Raw genomic sequence first — 21,534 nt, 5'->3', positions numbered from 1 at the left:
CCTATTCAATAACCCAGAAAACGGTGGCCAGAGGAGGCAGATTTATCTCTATCGAATTCGGTAGGTCATTCCATGCTACCGATTGTGCCGTCGCCTTGCTCGTTACCTGGTAACCACTACCCCAGAATTGTTCGTCATCCGTGTTCAGAACTAAAGCATAATCGCCAGCACGTTCTACGCCCACCCGGAAGTTATCATAAGGCACTGGCGTCATATTGCTCACCACATACACTTGCTGAGTACGGTTCTGACTGTGACGTGCAAAAGAAATTACGCTTTGAGCTTCATTGGTATGGTCAACCCAGCTGAACCCTTCATGGCTATGGTCAAGTTGGTACAATGCCGGGTACTGCCGGTATAATTGGTTCAGCTTTCGGTACAGATGCTGAATCCCCTGATGCTTTGGATATTCCAGCAGATGCCAGTCTAATGAGCTGTCATGGTTCCACTCTTTAAATTGCCCCAGCTCATTGCCCATAAAATTAAGCTTTTTGCCCGGATGGCCAAACATAAATGCGGCATAACTGCGCAGGCTTGCAGCGGCCTGCCATTCATCCCCGGGCATTTTTTCCAGTAAGCTGCCTTTACCATGCACCACTTCATCATGAGATAATGGCAAGACAAAGTTTTCATCAAAGGCATAGACCATTGAAAATGTCATTTCGCTGTGATGATAACGTCGGTAAGCCGGGTCTTTACTGATGTAATGCAATGAGTCATGCATCCAGCCCATATTCCACTTAAAGCCAAAGCCCAGACCACCGGCATCCACCGGCCGTGAAACCCCGGCAAAAGACGTGGACTCTTCGGCAATGGTCATGGCATCCGGGTAATGCCGGTAAGCTTCTTCGTTCATCCAGCGCAGTAAACTAATGGCTTCGTAATTTTGGTTGCCGCCGTCTACATTGGGGATCCACTCGCCATCCTTACGGGAATAATCCAGATATAACATCGACGCCACCGCATCGACCCGAAGCCCATCGATGTGGAATTTATCCAGCCAGAACAGCGCATTGGCCACTAAAAACTGACGCACCGTGTCTTTACCAAAGTCGTATATGCAAGAGTTCCAGTCCGGATGCCAGCCTTTTCTGGGATCATCATATTCATACACATGAGTACCATCAAAGCGGGCCAGACCATGGCCATCTTCGGGAAAGTGGGCGGGCACCCAGTCGATGATCACGCCCAGACCTTGCTGGTGACATTTATCCACAAAATATTTAAAGTCGTCCGGATTGCCAAAGCGACTGGTAGGCGCAAACATGCCCACCGGCTGATAACCCCAGGAGCCATCAAACGGAAACTCTGATACCGGCAGCAATTCCAGATGGGTATACCCCATGTCCACAGCATACGGAACAAGCGTATCTGCCAATTCGTGATAACTCAGATACCGGCGTTCATCACCCGGTTTGCGCCAGGAGCCCAGATGTACCTCATAAATACTCATCGGTTGCTGATATTTATCGTAACCACGCTGACTCATCCAGGCCTCGTCCTGCCATTCATAACTACTGTGGTCAAAGATCACTGACGCATGGGAAGGATACTGCTCGGCCTGATAACCTAACGGATCGGCTTTATGGGGTAAGGTATTGCCAAAACTGTCTTTGATTTGAAACTTGTAGCGCTGTCCCGGCCCCAGGTGCGGAATCACCAGCACCCAGTAACCCATCTCGGTTTTTTCCAGCGGATGCAGCCGCCCGTCCCAGCGATTGAAATCGCCAATCACCGACACCGCACTGGCATTAGGCGCAAACACACAAAAACGGGTGGCCTGGACACTATCTGCCACTGAAATAAGCTGAGCACCCGCCTGACGATACAAATTTTGCGGCTGATGATCGATATAATGAACCGCGTGAAACGCCTCGGTCTTAAATTGATACGGGTCCAGAACGGTCACCACCCCTTCGGGGTGTCCAGGTGTAAACAATACAGAGCGTCATGCTCCAGATCTTTAATGGTGCCTTCAAAGAGCCCGGAGTCATCGTTTTTGTGCAAACTACCCAGGGTTTTACCACTGCCCGGCCGACCCACCTTGATCGTCGTGGCATCTGGCCGCCATACACAAATCTTCAGCCCCTGAGACGTATTGGTGGGTCCCAGTCTGGAAAACGGATTGGCACAGCTCGCCCACGCCAGTTGTTGCTCGACTTGCATAATGTACTCCTGTACCTCGGGCGGCAGCAAACTGTGACGCCCTGTATTGTTGTTACACCAGATTACTTATCAGTGCTGGCCGCCTTGCGTGCCTCGGTCAGCCGCCGGGCCAGCGCAGTCAGATTTTCATCGGCAAATATATCTTCCAGGTTGCGGGTTAGTTTACGCCGCCAGTTGGGGTATTCATCAAACGTGCCCGGAATATTCACCGGCATATCCATTTGTAGCCAGTCTTCCAGCTGCAAGCTCAGTAATGCACTGGAACCGGTAGCCATATGGGTTTGCAGCCCAAAGTTCAGCGCCTGCGTCATCGATGTTTCATCAACATGGCGTGCCACACTGTCATCGATAGAATGATGACCATGCAAGGAGTTCAGAATTTCCTGCTTGTCGGCATGACGGCTGTTGTACAGGCTTTGCAAGACCTCGGCATCCGGGTATAACTCCAGCTCTTTACCCAATTCAAGATCATGACAATGCCAGTAGCCGATAAGCGTGGGCATGTCGTGGGTAGTCAGGGTCGACATGGATTGTTCCGGGTAATGCGACGGTGAGAAAAACCCGCCGTCTTCGGCTTGTTCAAAGAAAAATACCCGGTATGAATAAATCCCATTTTCAGCCAGCTTACCACGAATTTCTTCAGGTACCGTGCCCAGATCTTCACCAATAACCAGGTTTTGATTACGATGGCTTTCCAGGGCCAGGATACCCAGTAAATCGTCCACCGGATAATAAACATAACCACCATCACGGGCATGATCGCCCTGTGGTACCCACCATAAGCGCAGCAGCGCCATAACATGGTCAATACGAAGCGCACCGGCCGATGCCATATTCGAAGCAAACAAATCAATGATAGGCTGATAGGCCTGTTCATACAGCCGCTGAGGGTCCATTGGTGGCAACCCCCAGTTCTGACCCAGCGGTCCTAATACATCCGGCGGCGCGCCAACGCTGGCTTTTACACAATACAGATCTTTATTACCCCAAATCTCCGCACTGCCCTCACTCACCCCAACCGCCAAATCCCGATACAGACCGATGGTCATGCCAGCATTCTGAGCAGCCTGATTCGCCTGCTCTAATTGTTCCGCCGCCTGCCACTGCAAAAACTGATAAAACCGCACGCGTTTTGCGTGCTTCTTGGCAAACTTGGTGACTTCCGGCTTGTGATATTCTTTGAACTTTTCGGGAAAGACCGGCCAGCCCCACGACGGTTCACCGGCGTCTTTAAGATGCTCTTGCATCACATCGTACACCGCCAGCATATCCAGGCTTTCGCCGCCGATTTCTACAAAGGCGTCGAAGGCTTTTTTCTGACGACTGGTTTTGCTCAGGTATTGCTTATCATACACGGCAAAAATCGCGGTCAGAACTTCGACTTTAAGCGCGGCGACTGCGGCATAATCCACATGTTCAGCAGCTCGCGCTGCCGCCAGCTTTTCTTTAAATTCAGCGCTGTTGATAATCTGTTGTACTGAAGGGTCCTGATAGCCGTCAATCGCGGTGACATCCAGATACAAAAAGTTTAGCCACCGGCGTGAGGACGGCCCATAGGGACTACAGGCGTCGGGATTGGCCGGGTACAGCGCATGAATCGGATTTAGCCCAATAAATTGCGCGCCGTTTTTAGCCGCATCTGTTACCAGACGGCTTAAATCAGAAAAATCGCCAATACCCCAGTTGGTCTGGCTGCGCACACAATAAAGCTGGACACTCAGGCCCCAGATTTTTTTGCCTGCTGCCACCGGCTCAGGCATGTAACAGGCATCCGGTGCCATAATCAGACGCATTTGGACAAATGCCTCATCATCACCCTCAACCATCAACGACAAGGTATGATAGCCCGGGTCAACAGCATGATTAAAATCAATCACATATTCCTGATACTCAACCTCATCAAGCTGAGCGGCATTAATCAATTGGGTGTCTACCGGCACAAATGTTTCAGTAATGGTCTTGCCCTGTTCGGTGGTCAGCACAAAACTGTAGGTGTCGTTTACCAGTTCAATGGGTAAGCGAATTGAAAACTGTAGTTTTTCTGAGACCCGGCTAACCTGTACCGGATCCAGCGGCGATTGCCAATAACGTAAGGTTTCAGATTTCATCTGTTCGAACACAGCATTTTCGTCACTGGTATCATAGCCTAAAGCATTCAATAGCTTGGCTTTGCTGCTTGATTCAATCGTGGCTGGCTTTCCCCAGGCATCGACATAATTTGATTCGATGCCGCGCATTTCTACCAGCGTCTGCAAAACTTGATCGGTCATTAGAGCGTATTCCTGTATCGGGCTGCGTTATTACATAAGTCTATAAAAGGCGAAAGGGTCACTTTACCTACATACCGTTAACATTATGTGAAAGTACCGGTTTCGCGAAATTGAATACGTTTGCATAATTTTCTTTTTGTAATTAAGCAACATTTAATCAATTAATTTTGCTAATTATGGCATTTTGATCCATACTTTACGTAATTTTTTTTCACATAACCATACTAAAGTAGAGGTACGTTATGACAGTACGCATCGGTATTAACGGCTTCGGCCGAATTGGCCGCCTCGTTATGCGCGCAGCTTCGCTTCGCGACGATATAGAAGTTGTTGCCATTAATGACTTGATGGATCCGGATTACATCGCCTACCTGCTTAAATACGATTCTACCCATGGTATTTTTGACGGCGAGATAACGCTTGAGAATAACAACCTGGTAGTAAATGGGAAGACCATTCGGGTAACTAACGAAAAAGATCCTGCGGCGCTGGCCTGGGGTGACGTTAATGTGGATGTCGTGGTTGAGTCTACGGGCCTATTCCTGACCAAAGAAACTGCCCAGAAGCACATTGATGCAGGCGCCAAAAAAGTGGTTATGTCTGCGCCTTCCAAAGATGACACGCCAATGTTTGTTATGGGCGTTAATGATGCTAGCTACGATGGCCAGGCGATTGTCTCTAATGCGTCGTGCACGACCAACTGTTTAGCGCCGGTGGCGAAGGTATTAAACGATAAGTTTGGTATCGTTGATGGTCTGATGACCACGGTGCATGCCACTACCGCCACTCAGAAAACCGTTGATGGCCCGTCTGCAAAAGACTGGCGTGGTGGTCGCGGTGCCGGCCAGAACATCATCCCTTCATCTACTGGTGCCGCCAAAGCGGTAGGCAAAGTCATTCCGCAACTTAACGGTAAACTTACCGGTATGGCGTTTCGGGTTCCTACGCCTAACGTGTCTGTAGTTGATTTGACGGTGAACCTGGAAAAAGCAGCCTCATATGACGAGATTTGTCAGGCTATGAAAGCGGCTTCCGAAGGTGAACTGAAAGGCATTCTGGGCTATACCGAAGATGCCGTGGTCTCTAATGACTTTTTAGGTGATGCCCGTACTTCGGTATTTGATGCCGGTGCCGGTATCGCGCTGACTGACAAATTTGTCAAAGTCGTTTCCTGGTATGACAACGAGTGGGGCTATTCCAACAAGGTTCTTGATCTGGTTGCCCACATCAGTAAGTAATAATCAATACAGGGCCAGCAGGAGTGTCCTGTCGGTTCGCCTGAATGAAGTAAAAAGGTGCGCGTAAAACCGCACCTTTTTTTGTGTGTGCAGTATCTGGCAGGCTGCCAGAAGCGCAGCATTGTGTTGAGTAGGATTATAAAGATAATGAGCATTACCCAAGGTATAGAGATCAGTGAAATCTCCGGTATAACCTTTCTAAACATCGACAATGATGCCGCCAGCGCCCGTATCAGTTTGTTCGGGGGGCATATTCTATCGTACATTCCCAAAACGGATAATCAGGAGCGACTGTGGCTAAGCCCGCATGCGAACCTGACTGGTGAAAAACCGATTCGTGGCGGCATCCCAGTCTGCTGGCCCTGGTTCAGTGATGATCATGGCCGGGAGAAAGGCGCCCTGCCCTCCCATGGAATTTTACGCTCACAGGTTTGGCAGCTGGCCAATAGCGAAACCACTAAAGAAGGGACGCATATAGAATTGGTGCCTTCCTATACCCGGGCAGATGGTTTTGAATACGACTGCGAAGTGAGCCTGCATGTGTGGGTGGGTAAATCGTTGAAAGTTGAACTGATAACCGCCAATACCGGCATTGTGCCATTTACCTTCAATACCGCTTTGCATACTTACTTTCAGGTTGACGATATTCACAAAGTTACCCTGACGGGCATCGAGGGTCAGTACAAAGACAAAACCGACAACTGGGCATTAAAAGATACCCCTGCACCCTATAAGATTAGCTCCGAAACCGACCGTATTCATTTAACGGCCACGGCGCGTACTGACATTGAGGAAAATGGGACGGCGTTTACGACAGTGGAGTCTGCAGGCCATGATAGCCTGGTGGTGTGGAATCCGTGGCAAACAGCGGCAAGTATCGCCGATATGGACGCCTTCGGTTACAAGCATATGATTTGTGTCGAAACCGCGGTCACCCAGAATAAAATACTTGAGCCGGATGAGACCCACCGGTTACTGCAAACCATCGTGCCGGTCTAAACCGGCCAGTGGCATTATTCTTGTAAAAAATGCCTTATTAAACGACAAAACCGCGCCCGATGAGCGCGGTTTTGTCAGCACTATACGCTGAAGATGATCAGACGTTTTGTGCGCCATCTACGGCTTCTTGCGCCAGTTTGGTTATCTGATCCCAGTCACCATTGTTGATAGCATCATCCGGCGCCACCCAGGAGCCGCCAACACACGCAACATTTTTCAAAGACAGATAGTCTTTGTAATTTGTCAGACTGATACCGCCGGTCGGACAAAAAGTAACATCCGGGAATGGACCACTGATGGACTTAATCGCTTTGACCCCACCCGAGGCTTCAGCCGGGAAGAATTTCATGTGGGTATAACCCGCATCTTTGGCTTTCATCAAATCTGAAGTAGAAGAAATGCCCGGAATAAGCGGGATCTCACATTCTTTTCCAGCCTGCAGCAGCTCTGCGGTCATACCCGGGCTGATAGCAAATTTTGCCCCGGCTTCAACCACATCTTTAAGCTGTTGCGCGTTAGTGACTGTACCTGCGCCAATTAGTGCGTCCGGCACCTCGGTGGCGATGCGTCTGATCACATCCAACGCAACCGGCGTGCGTAAGGTCACTTCCAGTACTTTGATGCCACCGGCCATCAGGGCCTTGGCCAGAGGTACGGCTTGTTCAACATCATTGATTACCAGCACCGGTACAACCGGCCCGGCTGCAAATACCTCTGCCGGTGATAGCGTCCATTTTGTTGTCATAATTCTCTCGCAATATGTTGAGTTAAATACGCTGATGCGCCCAGCAGGCCATGGTCTGGTTCAGCAATAAGGTAAGTCGGTATATCTTTAACGTAGTGTTTCATCTGCCCTTTGGCTTCAAAACGTGCTCTGAAATCACTGCGCTCGATAAAATCGGCAAAGCGGCTGGCAATGCCACCGCCAATAAATACACCACCGGTCGTGGCCATATTCAGGGCCAGATTACCGGCAAAGCTGCCCATGATTCGGCAAAACTGAGTCAGCGTTGCTTCACAGATATCACAGCTTTGGTTTAACGCCCGTTCAGTAATCTGAGCGGGTTCGGTATACACCACCTCGGCCCCCTGGGCAGCAGCCAGGGCCCGGTAGATATTCACAATACCGCGTCCGGACATCACTTCCTCTGCAGAAGCGCGTCCGTGGGTATTTTGCAGATATCGCCAGATGATAATATCGGTCTCATCCACCGGCGCGAAATCGGCATGACCGCCTTCGCCATCCAGGGTTTGCCAGCCCGCTGCCGTCATGGTGATATGCTCTACACCTAAGCCGGTACCCGGGCCAAACACCGCAATATTGCCCTGTGGTTTTGTGGTGCCCTGGCCAATCTGAATAACCTGAGCATCAGACAGGGTTGGCAGTGAATGCGCCACTGCCGTGAAATCGTTAATCACATACAAGCTGGTCAACCGTAATTGAGCTTGTAACGCCTGCTGAGAAAAGACCCAGCTGTGATTGGTCATTTCAACCTGATCCCCCAGTACCGGACACGCAATAGCGATACAGCCCTGGGTAAACTGATGGTCACTGTGCTCATCAAAGTACGCCTGAATCGCCAAATCAATACTGGCAAAATCGCGGCACATGTATTTTTTGATGTCAGTCACGCCGGTCTCTGTTACCCGGGCAAGCCTGATATTGGTGCCGCCAACATCGGCGACAAATTTATCGCTCATAACGCCTGCTCCTGAGTGTAAAACAGTGAGCATGCTCCTTCTTCGGCGCCGGTGAGAACCGCACGCATGCCGCCAAACATTTCCCGACCCATACCTTCATGATGATTGTCCAGGTTGGCAATGACCGCTTCGCGGGCATCCAGCTCCTGTTCATCCACACACAGCGATAACGCGCCGGTTTCGGTGTTCAGTTCAATCATGTCGCCATTTTGAACCTTGGCTAACAGACCACCATTAAAGGCTTCCGGCGTTACATGGATAGCCGCCGGCACCTTGCCTGAGGCCCCTGACATACGTCCATCCGTTACCAGCGCCACTTTATAACCACGGTCTTGTAGCACGCCCAGCGGCGGTGTCAGGCTATGCAATTCTGGCATACCAATGGCTGAAGGGCCCTGGAAGCGAACCACTACGATGCAGTCTTTATTAAGATCGCCGTTTTTAAACGCGGCATCCAGTTCGAACTGATCTTCAAATACCACGGCGGGCGCTTTAATACGACAATGAGGGGTACGCAATGCTGAAGTTTTAATCACCGCGCGTCCCAGATTGCCGTCAAGCACGCTCAGACCACCGTCCGGTTTAAACGGGTTGTCGACTGTGGCTACCACTTCTTTGTCATGAGACTGTGTCGCGCCGTCGCGCCACACCAGTTCGCCATCTTCTAAGCGCGGTTCTTGCGTATAACGCTCAAGGCCATGGCCACAAATGGTGTTCACATCATTATGCAGCAAACCCGCATCCAGTAATTGTCTGAACAACAAGGCCATACCGCCAGCGGCGGTAAAGTGGTTAATGTCGGCCGAGCCATTGGGGTAGATACGAGTCAGCAACGGCGTGGCATTAGAGATTTGCGAGAAATCATCCCAGTTCAGCAGAATACCGGCCGCGCGGGCCACCGCAATTAAGTGCATGGTATGGTTGGTAGAACCACCGGTGGCCAATAACGCCACCAGACCATTGACGATGGCTTTTTCATCAACAATATGACCGATAGGCATATAGTTATCGGTAAGATCGGTCAGCCGGGTCGACTGCACTGAAGCGGCTTTGGTCAGCGCATCACGCAGTGGGGTCCCCGGATTAACAAAGGAGGCGCCCGGTAAATGCAGACCCATGGTTTCGACCACCAGCTGATTGGAGTTGGCGGTACCATAGAAGGTACAGGTGCCCGCTGAATGGTAGGACTGTGACTCCGCTTCTAGCAATGCATCACGCCCTACTTTGCCTTCGGCAAATTCTTGTCTGATGCGGGCTTTTTCTTTATTAGGTAATCCTGACGGCATCGGGCCTGCCGGAATAAATACCGTGGGCAGATGCCCAAACGATAATGAACCTAACAGCAGTCCGGGTACAATTTTGTCACAAATCCCCAGCATCACCGCGGCATCAAACATGTTGTGAGAAAGGGCTACCGCAGTACCCTGGGCAATCACGTCACGACTCATCAGACTCAGGTCCATCCCCGGGTTACCCTGTGTCACACCATCACACATTGCCGGTACACCACCGGCAAACTGAGCCACACTGCCGATTTCTTTTACTGCTTCTTTAATCGCTGCCGGATAGGTCTCGTAGGGCTGATGCGCGGACAGCATATCGTTGTAAGCTGATACAATCGCGATATTGGCTTTGGTCATGCTACGCAAATCAGACTTATCTTCGGTCCCACAGGCCGCAAAACCATGCGCCAGATTGCCACAAGATAACACACCACGGTGGGGCCCCTGGCGACGTGCCCGGTCAATCTTAGCCAGGTACGCTTTGCGGGTGTCTTTACTGCGCTCGATAATGCGCTGCGTTACTTCAGCGATTTGGTTGTTCATAAATAACTCCTAGGGTGCCCACATAAGGGTGACGGGGGCCCGGTTGACCACAGCCGTAACCGGTTTTTCAAGTTCAGTATTGTGCTCCAGAGCATCTTCTAATACGGCTTTTTTCTTATCACCGGTAAGGTGAATAAAAATATTACGACTGTTCAATATAGCCGGTAATGTTAAAGAAATACGTTGATGCGGAGCGGTAGTCGGCTGCACGGCCAGGCAGATTTTGCCGCTGGAAAGATTCAGTCCGTCCTCTATCTGTGCTGAGCAGGGAAACAATGAAGCGGTATGGCCATCTTCACCCATACCTAAAATCAGCGCATCAAACGGCTGACTCATACTGGACAGGTTAGACTCGGCCTGCGCGATGCCATCGGCGGCATCGGCATCGTCGGTTTTAAGCTCAACAAAATTTGCCACACTGGCGTTATTCTGCAGCAGATTATCTTTTACCAAACGGGTATTGCTGGCCTCGTGTTCTTCACCAACCCAGCGCTCGTCGGCAAGGGTGACATCTACCTTAGACCAGTCGATATCGGTTTTGCTCAACGTTTTAAACAACGCCAGGGGGGTGCGGCCGCCGCTGACTACCAGGCTGGCCCGGCCACGTTTTTCAATACCCTGGGCCAAAATGTCTGTCAGTGACTGCGCAAATTGTGCGGTCAGCGCCTCAGCGTTTTCAAAGTGTTGTTGTGTCAGTGCCATATTATTTCTTCTTTGTCATTTTGCTTTCATACCAGCTGCGATTCTCGCGTGCCAGTAACCCAATTGAGGCCACCGGGCCCCAGGTCCCTGCCTGATACGGCTCAGGTGGTTCGGCAGAGTGTTTCCAGGCTTCCAGAATAGAGTCTACCCAGTTCCAGGCGTGCTCTACTTCGTCGCGGCGCACAAACAGCGCCTGATTGCCCAGCATGACTTCCAGCAGTAACTTTTCATAAGCATCAGGAATGCGGTCGTCGGAGAAAGCTTCCGAAAAACTCAGATTCAGCTTGGATTTTTGCAAATCCATAGAGCCAGAACTGGTCAGGCCCGGTACCTTGTTCATTACGGTGATCTCAACACCTTCATCGGGCTGCAACCGGATCACCAGTTTATTGGGCGGCAGGCTGTTGAAGCTGTCACCAAACAAATTATGCGGCTGACGCTTGAAATAAATAACCACCTCAGACACCTTGGTCGGCATCCGCTTGCCCGTGCGCAGGTAAAAAGGCACCCCCGCCCAGCGCCAGTTATCAATTTCAGCTTTAATGGCCACAAAGGTTTCTGTTTTACTGCGGGTGTTGGCATCTTCTTCTTCAAGATAGCCCGGTACTTCCTGACCCTTAACAAACCCGGCCGAGTATTGGCCACGGACGGTGGTATCATTTACGTTAGAGGTATTGATGGGGCGCAGTGCTTTAAGAACTTTAAGCTTTTCATCTCGAATACTGTCTGCGTCCAGCGTGGCCGGCGGCTCCATGGCCACCAACGACAGAATTTGTAACAGATGGTTTTGTACCATGTCACGCATTTGCCCGGCATCGTCAAAGTAGCCCCAGCGTCCTTCAATGCCTACCGATTCGGCCACACTGATTTGCACATGGTCAATGCAATTATGGTCCCAGTTGGTGGCAAAGATTGAGTTGGCAAAACGCAGTGCAATCAGGTTCAGTACCGTTTCTTTGCCAAGATAATGATCGATACGGTAAATCTGAGACTCGTTAAAATACTCAGAAACCTGGTCATTGATAACCTTTGAAGAATCAAGATCATGGCCGATTGGTTTTTCTAGCACCACCCGGACGCTGCTGTCGATGATGTTACAGCTGTGCAGACCGCGACAGATATCACCATAGATGGCTGGCGGCGTAGCTAAATAGCATACCATCACCCGCTCCGGATCCACCACGGTGTCAAATTGTTTGTAGCTGGCTTCATCTTTCATGTCTACCTGGATATAGTCCAGGCGTTCACACAGACGCACCCAGGTATCGCCACATATTTCTTTGTCGCTGAACTTTTCAATATTGGATTTTACTTCAGCTATATACTCATCTTTCGTCATCTGCTGACGGGCCACGCCCAAAATTCTTGTGTCAGGATGAATCAGCTGTGCTTTTTCCAGCTGATAAAGCGACGGTAATAATTTTCGTCGTGAAAGATCCCCCATTGTGCCGAACAGCACAAAATCACAGGGTTCGAATGAATTATCCATTACCATATTGTCGACCTTCTTAAATGAGTAGTAGGGCTGCTTTATATAGGAAGCAAAAAATAGCATTACCCTGATGGTATTGCCCAATAGTTAACACCAAATGTAGTAAAATTACAACTTTGGTTTGTTTATCACGGTGTCCTGGCCGGCAAAAACTCATGTTTATTTTTTACCAGCCTGTCAAAAAATTACATTTTACTTGTCTCTGCGTACGCTTTAAGTAGTATAGACCCTAGCAGAACAGGGCCCACGACAACACTAAGTGCTTAAGCCGTATGAATATTCTTGAAAAAATCTCGCAAAGCAAAGCTGCTTTTAGTAAATCAGAACGAAAAGTTGCTGATATTATTCTGGCACACCCTCAAACCGCAATACATTCCAGTATTGCAACTCTGGCAAAAATGTCGGATGTCAGCGAGCCCACGGTTAACCGTTTTTGTCGACGGCTTGATACAAAAGGCTTCCCCGACTTTAAACTGCATCTGGCGCAGAGCCTGGCCAATGGTACACCTTATGTGAACCGACATGTTGATGAAAACGACGGGCCGCAGGAATATACCAATAAAATTTTTGAATCGACCATGGCCTCCCTGGAAGTTGCCCGACAGTCTATCGATGTAAACGTGGTAAACCGGGTTGTGGATTTGCTAACCCAGGCACAAAAGATTTCCTTTTTTGGTTTAGGGGCATCGGCGTCCGTGGCCCATGACGCACTTAACAAGTTTTTCCGCTTCAATGTACCCGTGGTGTATTTCGAAGACATTCTGATGCAGCGTATGAGTTGCATGAACTGTACCGATGGGGATGTGGTGGTGCTGTTTTCCCACACCGGCCGTACCAAAAGCCTGGTGGAAATTGCGCAAATTGCCCGCGACAATGATGCGACCGTGGTGGGCATCACCTCCGATGATAGCCCATTGGCCAGAGAATGCAGCTATGTCTTGTCGCTTGAGGTACCTGAAGATACCGACATGTATATGCCAATGGCGTCCCGGATAGCCCAGCTGACCCTGGTGGATGTACTGGCCACCGGTTTCACCCTGCGCCGTGGCAATAAATTCCGGGAAAATCTGAAGCGGGTAAAAGATACCTTGCGCGGTTCACGTTTCGATAAACAGGATTAGCAAGCCCAAGGGCGGCGACAGGTATTCTCAGCGCCAAGACCTAACCAGTCTGGCGTTCATTGACGCCAGGGCTCCTTATTCTGATGGGTTATTTCAAAAGGTTAGCGACCTGCCCCGCTTGTTTTTTTCAGTGGTTGTTTGCTTGTGATCGCCCCGGCCTTGGGGTCATTCTCTGCCCCACTTACTTATATTTCGGTTTGATCTGATAACTGTCTGGCCTGATTGCCGATTGACCCGGTCACGGTTTGACCGATTAACAGCCCCGGCCCACGCCAGCTTGTGACAAAATTACTCCCCAAAAAATCACAGTGCTGGCTGAATGTTACGCGCGGGGCTTTAACTCTGTGTCATTTTGGTAGCACGGCGCTGTGTTGGCGGCCCCGCTGGGGTTATCGACAGTATCGCTGCGCTTTTCACCTCTATCGCTGCGCTTTTTACCTCCATCGCCTGGCTTGGCCCCAGTATTGCCAGACGCTATTTATCGGTTATCGCGCTAAGGTATTTTGCGCAAATACCGCCAGAGTTCATTTTATGTTCACTTCATTCGGTTGTAGAATAACCAATAGGCGCGGTTGTCCGACCAGATAATGATTTGATACGGTTCACATTACAGAGTGTTTGCGCTACCATTTTGTAATAAAATTACGAAATATGATTACACCAGTGAGACATACCTCACGCTTTGGGTTAAAATAATCATTCGCCCTTCATTATTAATAAGTAAATAAGCGACAGACCACTATGAGCAGAAGAACCAAAATCCTTGCCACGTTAGGCCCAGCGACAGACACGCTGGAAACGATTCAGGCGATCATTGCCGCCGGCGCTAATGTTGTGCGCATGAACTTTTCTCATGGTCAGGCCGAAGACCATATTGAGCGTGCTAATAAAGTACGTGAAGCTGCGAAAAACCTGGGCAAATATGTTGCCATTCTGGGTGATTTGCAGGGTCCCAAGATTCGTGTCGCCCGCTTTAAAGAAGGCGCGATTGAGCTGAAGATAGGCGCGCCTTTCACGCTGGATGCCGAACTGGAACGCGATGCCGGTGACCAGACTCAGGTAGGGATTGACTATAAAGCGTTGCCGGATGATGTAAATCAGGGCGACATTCTGCTGCTTGATGATGGTCGTATCCAGCTTAAAGTCATCGAGGTCAAAGGCCGTCAGGTTCACACTGAAGTGACCGTAGGTGGTAAATTGTCTAATAATAAAGGCATTAACCGCCAGGGTGGCGGACTCTCTGCCGAAGCCCTTACCGAAAAAGATAAAGAAGATATTAAAACAGCCGCCAAAATCGGGGTGGACTATCTGGCAGTCTCCTTCCCACGCAGTGGCGCTGATCTTAATTACGCCCGGGAACTGGCCATCGAAGCCGGTTGTCATGCGCAGATTTGCGCAAAAGTGGAACGCGCTGAAGCGGTAGCCACCAATGAAGCCATGGACGATATTATCAGTGCATCTGATGCGGTTATGGTCGCTCGTGGTGACCTGGGGGTAGAAATTGGTGATGCTGAGCTGGTCGGGGTTCAGAAAAAACTGATTTCGCGTTCACGCCAGCTCAATAAAGTAGTGATTACCGCGACTCAAATGATGGAGTCGATGATTGATAGCCCCATGCCCACCCGCGCCGAAGTTATGGATGTGGCCAATGCGGTACTCGATGGTACCGATGCCGTTATGTTGTCGGCTGAAACCGCGGCCGGCCAGTTCCCGGTAGAAACGGTAACCGCCATGGCCCGGGTATGTGAAGGAGCAGAAGTTCATCCCAGCATTCGGTTGTCAAAACACCGGATGGACGATGTGTTTTCTACGGTAAGTGAAACGATTGCTTTATCCGCGGTGTATGCTGCCAATCATCTGCCAAGCATCCGGGCCATCGTGGCATTAACCGAAAGCGGTAATACCCCCAAGCTGATGTCTCGTATGACCACCCGCTTGCCTATTATCGCGATGTCACGCCATCAGGACACGCTGAATATGATGGCACTGTTTCGTGGCGTTAAATCGGTGTGCTTCGACTCTGGACACAGCGAGCCAGGAAAACTGAAAGACGATGTTATCGAAACGCTGAAAGCTCTGGGTGAAGTTCAGGCCGGTGATACGCTGGTGATGACCTATGGTGATCAGATGGAAAAATCGGCGCCACCAATGCAATGAAGATTGTGAAGGTCGACTAACCCGTCATTACGGCGAGTGGCAGGTCATGCCTAAGCAGACCTGCATGTTCACGCTGCCATTTGAGGCGGCGTTATTTTGAAAGACCAGCCCCCAGGTGCTGGTCTTTTTTATTGGGCTGGTGTTCAGCTCCAGTGGCTAAAGAATTCATCGGCTGCTTTTTTTGCAGGGGTCGGCGCACTGGTCACCGGCGTCCCCAAATACAAAAACCCGACCAGCTCATCATCTTCCGCCAGGTTAAGCGCGTTGCGCACCACCTCGCATTGAGCATAGGCGCCGGTACGCCAGATACCATTAAAGCCCTGAGCCTGCGCGGCCATTTGCATCGCCATTACCGCACAGCCTGCCGAGGCAATTTGCTCTACTCGCGGCACTTTGGGATTTTCGTGATACTTTGCGATTGCCACAATCACCATGGGCGCCCGTAGCGGCAATTGCGGAGCACGTTCTATTTCTTTATCGGTTTTGCCATTTTCGATAGCGGATTGTTCAAATATGTTGCCCAGCCGTTCACGGCCCTTACCCTGGCAAACAATAAACTGCCAGGGTGTAAGCGCCGCATGGTCCGGCGCTCTTAAGGCAGCCTGTTTAATATTTTCCAGCGCCTCACCCTCTGGCGCCGGGCCACTTAGCCGGGGTTGTGAACGACGTTCAAGTAACAAAGATAGCGCATCCATCCGATTCTCCGGTAGTATGGGTATAGAGATTATCTGTCTATGCTACGGCCGTAGAATTGAAAAGACCAGCCTTGTATGCCGGTGGTTAGCGCCGTTTGGACAGATAATAATCCACACTCAGATACCGACCGCCACCAAAACAAAAGAGCAACAGAAACATGATCAGATAGGTCGCGGCAAACTCAATACCATTGTTAAGTATCACAAACTTACCGCTACTGGTTAGCCACTCTATATGACCATGCTGTTCCAGCAGGTTACGCGCCGCCGCAATTTTTTCCTCAGCCGCCATCACGCTTTCATCCAGATAAAGCGTACCATCCGCCAGCCAGGAAGCACTGTCGGCAATCGCCAGCCAGCCATTTTTGGCATGGACCGTGATCATGGCCACCACCATAGTCACCGCCAGAGGTACTGCCACAAGCCGGGTCGCTAACCCCAGCAAAATAAGGATCCCACCGAAAAACTCGGTACCGGCTGCCAGCGCAGCCATAACTTCCGGAAACGGTAAGCCCAGCCCCCAATCAGGATTGCCAAACCAGGCCACGGTGCTTTCAAAGTTGCTGAGTTTATTCCAACCAGCCTGCATCATGACCGGCGCCAGATACAGGCGTAGTAATAACAACGGAATAAACGCAAGATGCTGACCGGCGCTGGCGGTAAAGTCTGTAAATTTGGTTAGTAGTGACATTGTACTTTCTCGTAGGGTCTTTTATTAATAGAACCGATACCTCAGCAAAACCTTTCAGTATTGAGGTATTTATCCAAACCCGGCCTGCGCTTAACGTTTGTCATCGAGAGCCTGTCCTATCGGTACTGTTTTATCCGCCGCGCAGTGTATTACAATTCTTTACAATTTATAGTAGCGGTTTGACTGAGTTTCTATACCATTGAACCAAGACGTACTCTAGAGGTAAAACCAACCATGGCAGCAAACGGAAGCTGGACGAAATCCCTTTTTGTAGGGCTATGGACAGTGCTCAACTTTTGTCGAAAACTGTTCTTCAACATTATTTTCATATTTATTGTGGTCGCGATCCTTATTGCAATCACCGCCGATAACAAGCCGGTTTCGGTGCGCCCCGACAGTGCCTTGTACATGAATTTGAAAGGTCGGCTGGTTATTGAAAAAGAAGCCGTCGATCCTTTTGAAGAGTTTATGCAGGAAGCCTTTGGCGATGAGCCGGAAAATCCGGAATTGCTGGTTCGCGATCTGGTTAAAGTGCTGCAAAACGCCAAAGAAGACAATCGCATCAAAGCGCTGGTGATGGATCTTAAAGATTTTCAGGGCGGCGGCCTGGATAAGCTGCGTACGGTCAGTCGGGCCATTGACGAGTTTAAGGCCTCTGGGAAACCTGTCTATGCCATCGGCGATTATTATTCGCAAAATCAGTATTATCTGGCAGCCCATGCTGATCATATTTATCTGAACCCCATGGGTACTTTGCTTATCGAAGGCTATGGCCGGTTTGGTCTGTACTTCAAGGACATGCTGGAAAAGCTTAAAGTTTCTACCCATATTTTTCGCGTAGGAACCTATAAATCCGCAGTGGAACCGTTTTTACGCAATGATATGTCTGATGCAGCTAAACAAGCCAACAGCGAATGGCTGGACACCTACTGGGAACAATACAAACAGGATGTTGCCGCGGCCCGTGGGGTGAGTGAAGACAACTTTGATGAAAAACTGTCGGTACTGCTGGAAAAATTCAACGAGGCTGGCGGTGATTTTGCACAATATGCATTAGACAATGGTTGGGTAGATGCACTTAAATCCCGGACCGATATTCGTGATGAACTGGTTGAAATTGTAGGTGCGGATGAGACTAAGTTAAGTGTCAATATTACCTCTTACAATGCCTATCTGAAAGTGATCAACCCACCCGGTCCGCGCCGCTTAGATGCAGATTCGGATAAGGTCGCGGTGGTCGTGGCCAAAGGTCAGATTCTGGATGGCGATCAAAAAGCCGGCACCATTGGCGGTGACAGTACCGCCCGGCTATTGCGTCAGGCCCGTATCGATGATTCAGTAAAAGCCGTGGTTATGCACGTAGATACACCGGGAGGCTCATCCTTTGCCTCTGAGGTGATTCGTCAGGAAGTACTGGAATTGCAGGAGGCGGGCAAGCCGGTCGTGGTGGCGATGGGAACCTATGCGGCCTCGGGTGGTTATTGGATATCAGCTCCAGCGGATAAAATCTTTGCGTCACCCAGCACCATTACCGGTTCAATTGGTGTATTCGGCATGTTCCTGACCTTTGAAAAGTCACTGGATTATCTGGGTATTAACAGCGATGGTGTCGGTTCTACCGAAATTGCGGGTTTATCTCCGGTACGTAAGTTGGACCCTCGCTTTGGTGATTTGTTGCAGCGCAGTGTGGAAAGTAACTACAACAAATTTATCACCATGGTCGGTAAGTACCGCGGCATGACGCCAGAACAGGTTGACGAGATTGCCCAGGGCCGGGTCTGGATTGGTACCAAGGCCAAGGAGATTGGTCTGGTGGATGAATTGGGTGAATTGCCTGAGGCCATTGCCGCGGCAGGGGAAATGGCCGGTCTGGACACATTCGAGGTCAAATACGAAATCCACCGCCTGAGTCCACAAGAAATGTTCTGGAAAGAGTTTTTTGGTCAGGCGTTTGTGTGGGCAGCCAAAACTCAGTTCAGTCAGTCAGACTCGCCGCTGATGGGGATGGTTAAACAGGTTCTGGCCGAATACGATACCGTGAACAAACTGAATGACCCCATGGGCGTGTATGTTATGTGCCTGCAATGTAAGGTGCATTAATCGGTTATGACCTCACCCTGTCAGCATGACAAGTTGCGGGTAGAACAACAGGTAGACGAGCTGCTGGCTCTGGCCAGCAGCGTTTATCACCGAGCTTTCATCCGCCCCACCATCACCTGGCGAAAATCTGGTAAAAATGCCGGTACCTCCAATCTCACGTACAATCGTATTAATTTAAACCCGGTACTGTTTCACCATAATCGTGAAGCCTACCTAAACGATGTGGTCGCCCACGAACTCAGTCATATACTGGTGTATCAGCTATACGGCAAAGTCCGGCCCCATGGCCGCGAATGGCAGACTATGATGGAAAAGGTGTTTGAACGGCCAGCCGCTACCACGCACGCGTTTGACCTGAGCCCATTGCAGCTGAAAAGCTATCGGTATTTTTGCCGCTGTGGCCCGGTGCAATTGTCAGTACGTCGACACAACAAAGTCATGCGCCAGCAACAAAGCTATGTCTGTCGCCGTTGCCACCAACAACTGCAACCCGCCCCTTCTGAGGTAGCGGTCTGAAGCTGGCGTGTCTTTTTCATGGGGCTCTTTTCTATGAAGCTCTTTTCTATGGGCCTCTGTCGAGGCACTGTGAGGCTAGACGATTCGCACCAACCCGATTAAACAAACCCGTCTAGTCAAAAAAAGAGCGGGTCAGAACCTGGTCCAGCTGCTCAAACGCTGACTTTAAAACCCCTGCTAACTCCTGGTATTTAGGCTCGGTTTTGCGAGCCTGTACCTGGCAGCCTTCCTGCTGCAGTTTAGCGTGGATTTCGAAGTACCAGTTTTTAAGCGATGGCGGTAAGGACTGGTCGGCACGCTGGCCTAACCACAACAGGCCTTGCAACGGCAAACTTAAAAAGAATGCCCCGATAGCAATTGCCTGAGGAAGATAATCAAAGCCAAATGTATTTAGTAACATGGCGCAGGAAACCACCGCCAGTGGTGGCATAGAACGAATTGCAAGGCGGGTGGCAGCAATTACTTTGCACTCGGGAAAATACGCGTACAGCTGTTTTTTCATCGGCCAGGTATTTAAATATTTATGCCCCTGTCGAAACATCGTAACCATAGACTGTGCCATAACTCACCTCATACGTAGCGTAATGACCGCAAAAAAACACATCCTGCGCAATAAATTCGCTGCCAGTACAGCATTCTTTTTATATAATACCGATACACCCGAAGTATAGCTCAATCCCTTCATTAACAATATTGAAATAATAGTCATACTAATGCATTTGCTATACGGCTATTGATTGTGAATAATTCGCCCTAATTATAAAACACAAACTTATCTCCCCCATTGATTATGGGGTGAAACTGGAGAGAATATTATGGCAGAGACCAGACATGTGCGCCTGTTAATTTTGGGCTCAGGTCCGGCAGGTTATTCTGCGGCGGTTTATGCAGCCCGGGCCAACCTTGACCCGGTGTTGATCACTGGCATACAGCAGGGCGGCCAATTAACTACCACCACAGAAGTTGAGAACTGGCCTGGCGACCCTGAAGGTCTGACCGGTCCTGATCTGATGGTGCGGATGCAAAAGCATGCCGAAAAATTTGAAACCGAAATTGTTTTCGACCATATCAACAAAACCGATTTAACCAAGCGACCGTTCACCTTATATGGCGACTCTGCTACCTATACCTGTGATGCCTTGATTATTGCTACCGGTGCTTCAGCCAAATATTTGGGTCTGGAGTCTGAAGAGGCCTTTAAAGGAAAAGGGGTATCAGCCTGTGCCACCTGCGATGGTTTTTTCTATCGTAACCAGAAAGTAGCGGTTATCGGCGGCGGCAATACCGCGGTTGAAGAAGCCCTTTATCTGTCTAATATTGCCTCTGAGGTACATGTCATCCATCGCCGGGATGGTTTCAGAAGTGAGAAAATTCTGGAACAGCGGTTACGCGATAAAGCCGAGAATGGCAATGTAACCCTGCATCTTAACCGTACCCTTGATGAGGTTATCGGCGATGAAATGGGCGTAACCAAGGTGCGTATCGCGGATACCCAGTCTGACAATAAAGAAGAGCTTGATGTAATGGGTCTGTTTGTGGCTATCGGCCATAAGCCGAATACGGATATTTTTGAAGGCCAGGTAGAGATGAAAGACGGCTATATTACCGTGAACAGTGGTTTACAGGGTAATGCGACCCAAACCAGTGTGCCGGGCGTCTTTGCCGCGGGTGATGTTTCTGATCATGTTTATCGTCAGGCAATCACTTCAGCAGGTACTGGCTGTATGGCGGCGCTGGATGCTGAGAAATTTCTGGACGGCACTCACGCTGACCAGTGGTAACCGAAAGGTAAGTTACCCATTGTAAGTGACAAAACGCTCCCGGTGGGGGCGTTTTTTATACCCGCAACTTATCTATTAC

15 protein-coding genes and 2 pseudogenes are annotated in these 21,534 nt (G+C 49.9%); 7 read left to right on the top strand and 10 right to left on the bottom strand.

Features of this window, described 5'->3' with window-relative positions; all coding sequences use genetic code 11:
- Position 1 precedes the first annotated feature (1 nt).
- Positions 2-2,166: pseudogene (glgB, locus tag IT774_RS07010) on the bottom strand (1,4-alpha-glucan branching protein GlgB).
- A 62-nt stretch (positions 2,167-2,228) separates the two neighbouring features.
- A complete protein-coding gene (malQ, locus tag IT774_RS07005) occupies positions 2,229-4,436 on the bottom strand; it encodes a 4-alpha-glucanotransferase (RefSeq protein WP_195811937.1) in 2,208 nt (735 codons plus the stop codon).
- A 242-nt stretch (positions 4,437-4,678) separates the two neighbouring features.
- On the opposite strand from malQ, the gene gap reads away from it, so the two are divergent.
- Both gap and IT774_RS06995 read left to right on the top strand, forming a co-directional pair.
- Entirely contained in the window at positions 4,679-5,674 is a 996-nt protein-coding gene (gene gap / locus IT774_RS07000) for a type I glyceraldehyde-3-phosphate dehydrogenase (RefSeq protein ID WP_195811936.1), read from the top strand.
- Between the two features lie 147 nt (positions 5,675-5,821).
- Positions 5,822-6,673, top strand: coding sequence for a D-hexose-6-phosphate mutarotase (locus IT774_RS06995; protein ID WP_195811935.1), 852 nt, complete (start codon positions 5,822-5,824; stop codon positions 6,671-6,673).
- 97 nt (positions 6,674-6,770) lie between these two features.
- Here IT774_RS06995 and IT774_RS06990 read toward each other — a convergent pair whose 3' ends face one another.
- Genes IT774_RS06990 through zwf form a run of 5 tightly spaced genes read right to left on the bottom strand, consistent with a single transcriptional unit; the run spans position 6,771 to position 12,397 of the window.
- Positions 6,771-7,418 carry a bifunctional 4-hydroxy-2-oxoglutarate aldolase/2-dehydro-3-deoxy-phosphogluconate aldolase gene (locus IT774_RS06990; protein WP_195811934.1) on the bottom strand — a complete coding sequence of 216 codons (648 nt, stop codon included), beginning with the start codon at positions 7,416-7,418 and terminating at the stop codon, positions 6,771-6,773.
- Positions 7,415-8,374 (bottom strand): glucokinase, encoded by a 960-nt coding sequence (locus tag IT774_RS06985; protein ID WP_195811933.1) that lies wholly within the window; start codon positions 8,372-8,374, stop codon positions 7,415-7,417. The genes IT774_RS06990 and IT774_RS06985 overlap by 4 nt, the downstream gene beginning before the upstream one ends.
- Entirely contained in the window at positions 8,371-10,200 is a 1,830-nt protein-coding gene (edd, locus tag IT774_RS06980; RefSeq protein ID WP_195811932.1) for a phosphogluconate dehydratase, read from the bottom strand. The genes IT774_RS06985 and edd overlap by 4 nt, the downstream gene beginning before the upstream one ends.
- Before the next feature lie 9 nt (positions 10,201-10,209).
- Positions 10,210-10,902 carry a 6-phosphogluconolactonase gene (gene pgl / locus IT774_RS06975; RefSeq protein WP_195811931.1) on the bottom strand — a complete coding sequence of 231 codons (693 nt, stop codon included), beginning with the start codon at positions 10,900-10,902 and terminating at the stop codon, positions 10,210-10,212.
- A 1-nt stretch (position 10,903) separates the two neighbouring features.
- Positions 10,904-12,397: a glucose-6-phosphate dehydrogenase gene (gene zwf, locus IT774_RS06970; protein WP_195811930.1), complete on the bottom strand. Its 1,494-nt coding sequence runs from the start codon at positions 12,395-12,397 to the stop codon at positions 10,904-10,906.
- Between the two features lie 269 nt (positions 12,398-12,666).
- Between zwf and IT774_RS06965 the strand changes: the two genes are divergently transcribed.
- On the top strand, positions 12,667-13,515 hold the full coding sequence (locus IT774_RS06965) for a MurR/RpiR family transcriptional regulator (protein ID WP_195811929.1): 849 nt from the start codon (positions 12,667-12,669) through the stop codon (positions 13,513-13,515).
- 741 nt (positions 13,516-14,256) lie between these two features.
- A pseudogene (gene pyk / locus IT774_RS06960) lies at positions 14,257-15,692 on the top strand (pyruvate kinase).
- A 123-nt stretch (positions 15,693-15,815) separates the two neighbouring features.
- On the opposite strand, the gene IT774_RS06955 reads toward pyk, so the two are convergent.
- Positions 15,816-16,367: an NAD(P)H nitroreductase gene (locus tag IT774_RS06955; protein WP_195811928.1), complete on the bottom strand. Its 552-nt coding sequence runs from the start codon at positions 16,365-16,367 to the stop codon at positions 15,816-15,818.
- 85 nt (positions 16,368-16,452) lie between these two features.
- Positions 16,453-17,058, bottom strand: a complete 606-nt coding sequence (locus tag IT774_RS06950; protein WP_195811927.1) for an HvfX family Cu-binding RiPP maturation protein — start codon at positions 17,056-17,058, stop codon at positions 16,453-16,455.
- A 234-nt stretch (positions 17,059-17,292) separates the two neighbouring features.
- Between IT774_RS06950 and sppA the strand changes: the two genes are divergently transcribed.
- Both sppA and IT774_RS06940 read left to right on the top strand, forming a co-directional pair.
- On the top strand, positions 17,293-19,158 hold the full coding sequence (gene sppA, locus IT774_RS06945; RefSeq protein ID WP_195811926.1) for a signal peptide peptidase SppA: 1,866 nt from the start codon (positions 17,293-17,295) through the stop codon (positions 19,156-19,158).
- Positions 19,159-19,164: 6 nt separating this feature from the next.
- A complete protein-coding gene (locus tag IT774_RS06940) occupies positions 19,165-19,674 on the top strand; it encodes a SprT family zinc-dependent metalloprotease (protein WP_195811925.1) in 510 nt (169 codons plus the stop codon).
- Positions 19,675-19,786: 112 nt separating this feature from the next.
- Here the strand turns inward: IT774_RS06940 and yfbV are convergent, their stop codons facing one another.
- Positions 19,787-20,236: a terminus macrodomain insulation protein YfbV gene (yfbV, locus tag IT774_RS06935; protein ID WP_195811924.1), complete on the bottom strand. Its 450-nt coding sequence runs from the start codon at positions 20,234-20,236 to the stop codon at positions 19,787-19,789.
- A 253-nt stretch (positions 20,237-20,489) separates the two neighbouring features.
- Here yfbV and trxB point away from each other — a divergent pair, with 253 nt between their 5' ends.
- Complete coding sequence (gene trxB / locus IT774_RS06930) at positions 20,490-21,455, top strand: thioredoxin-disulfide reductase (RefSeq protein ID WP_195811923.1); 966 nt, start codon at positions 20,490-20,492, stop codon at positions 21,453-21,455.
- Positions 21,456-21,534: the final 79 nt, after the last annotated feature.

This window comes from Salinimonas marina (assembly GCF_015644725.1).
GTDB lineage: Bacteria > Pseudomonadota > Gammaproteobacteria > Enterobacterales > Alteromonadaceae > Alteromonas.
Note: the sequence above shows the minus strand (reverse complement) of the source record. Positions and strands in the feature narration are given on the sequence as shown.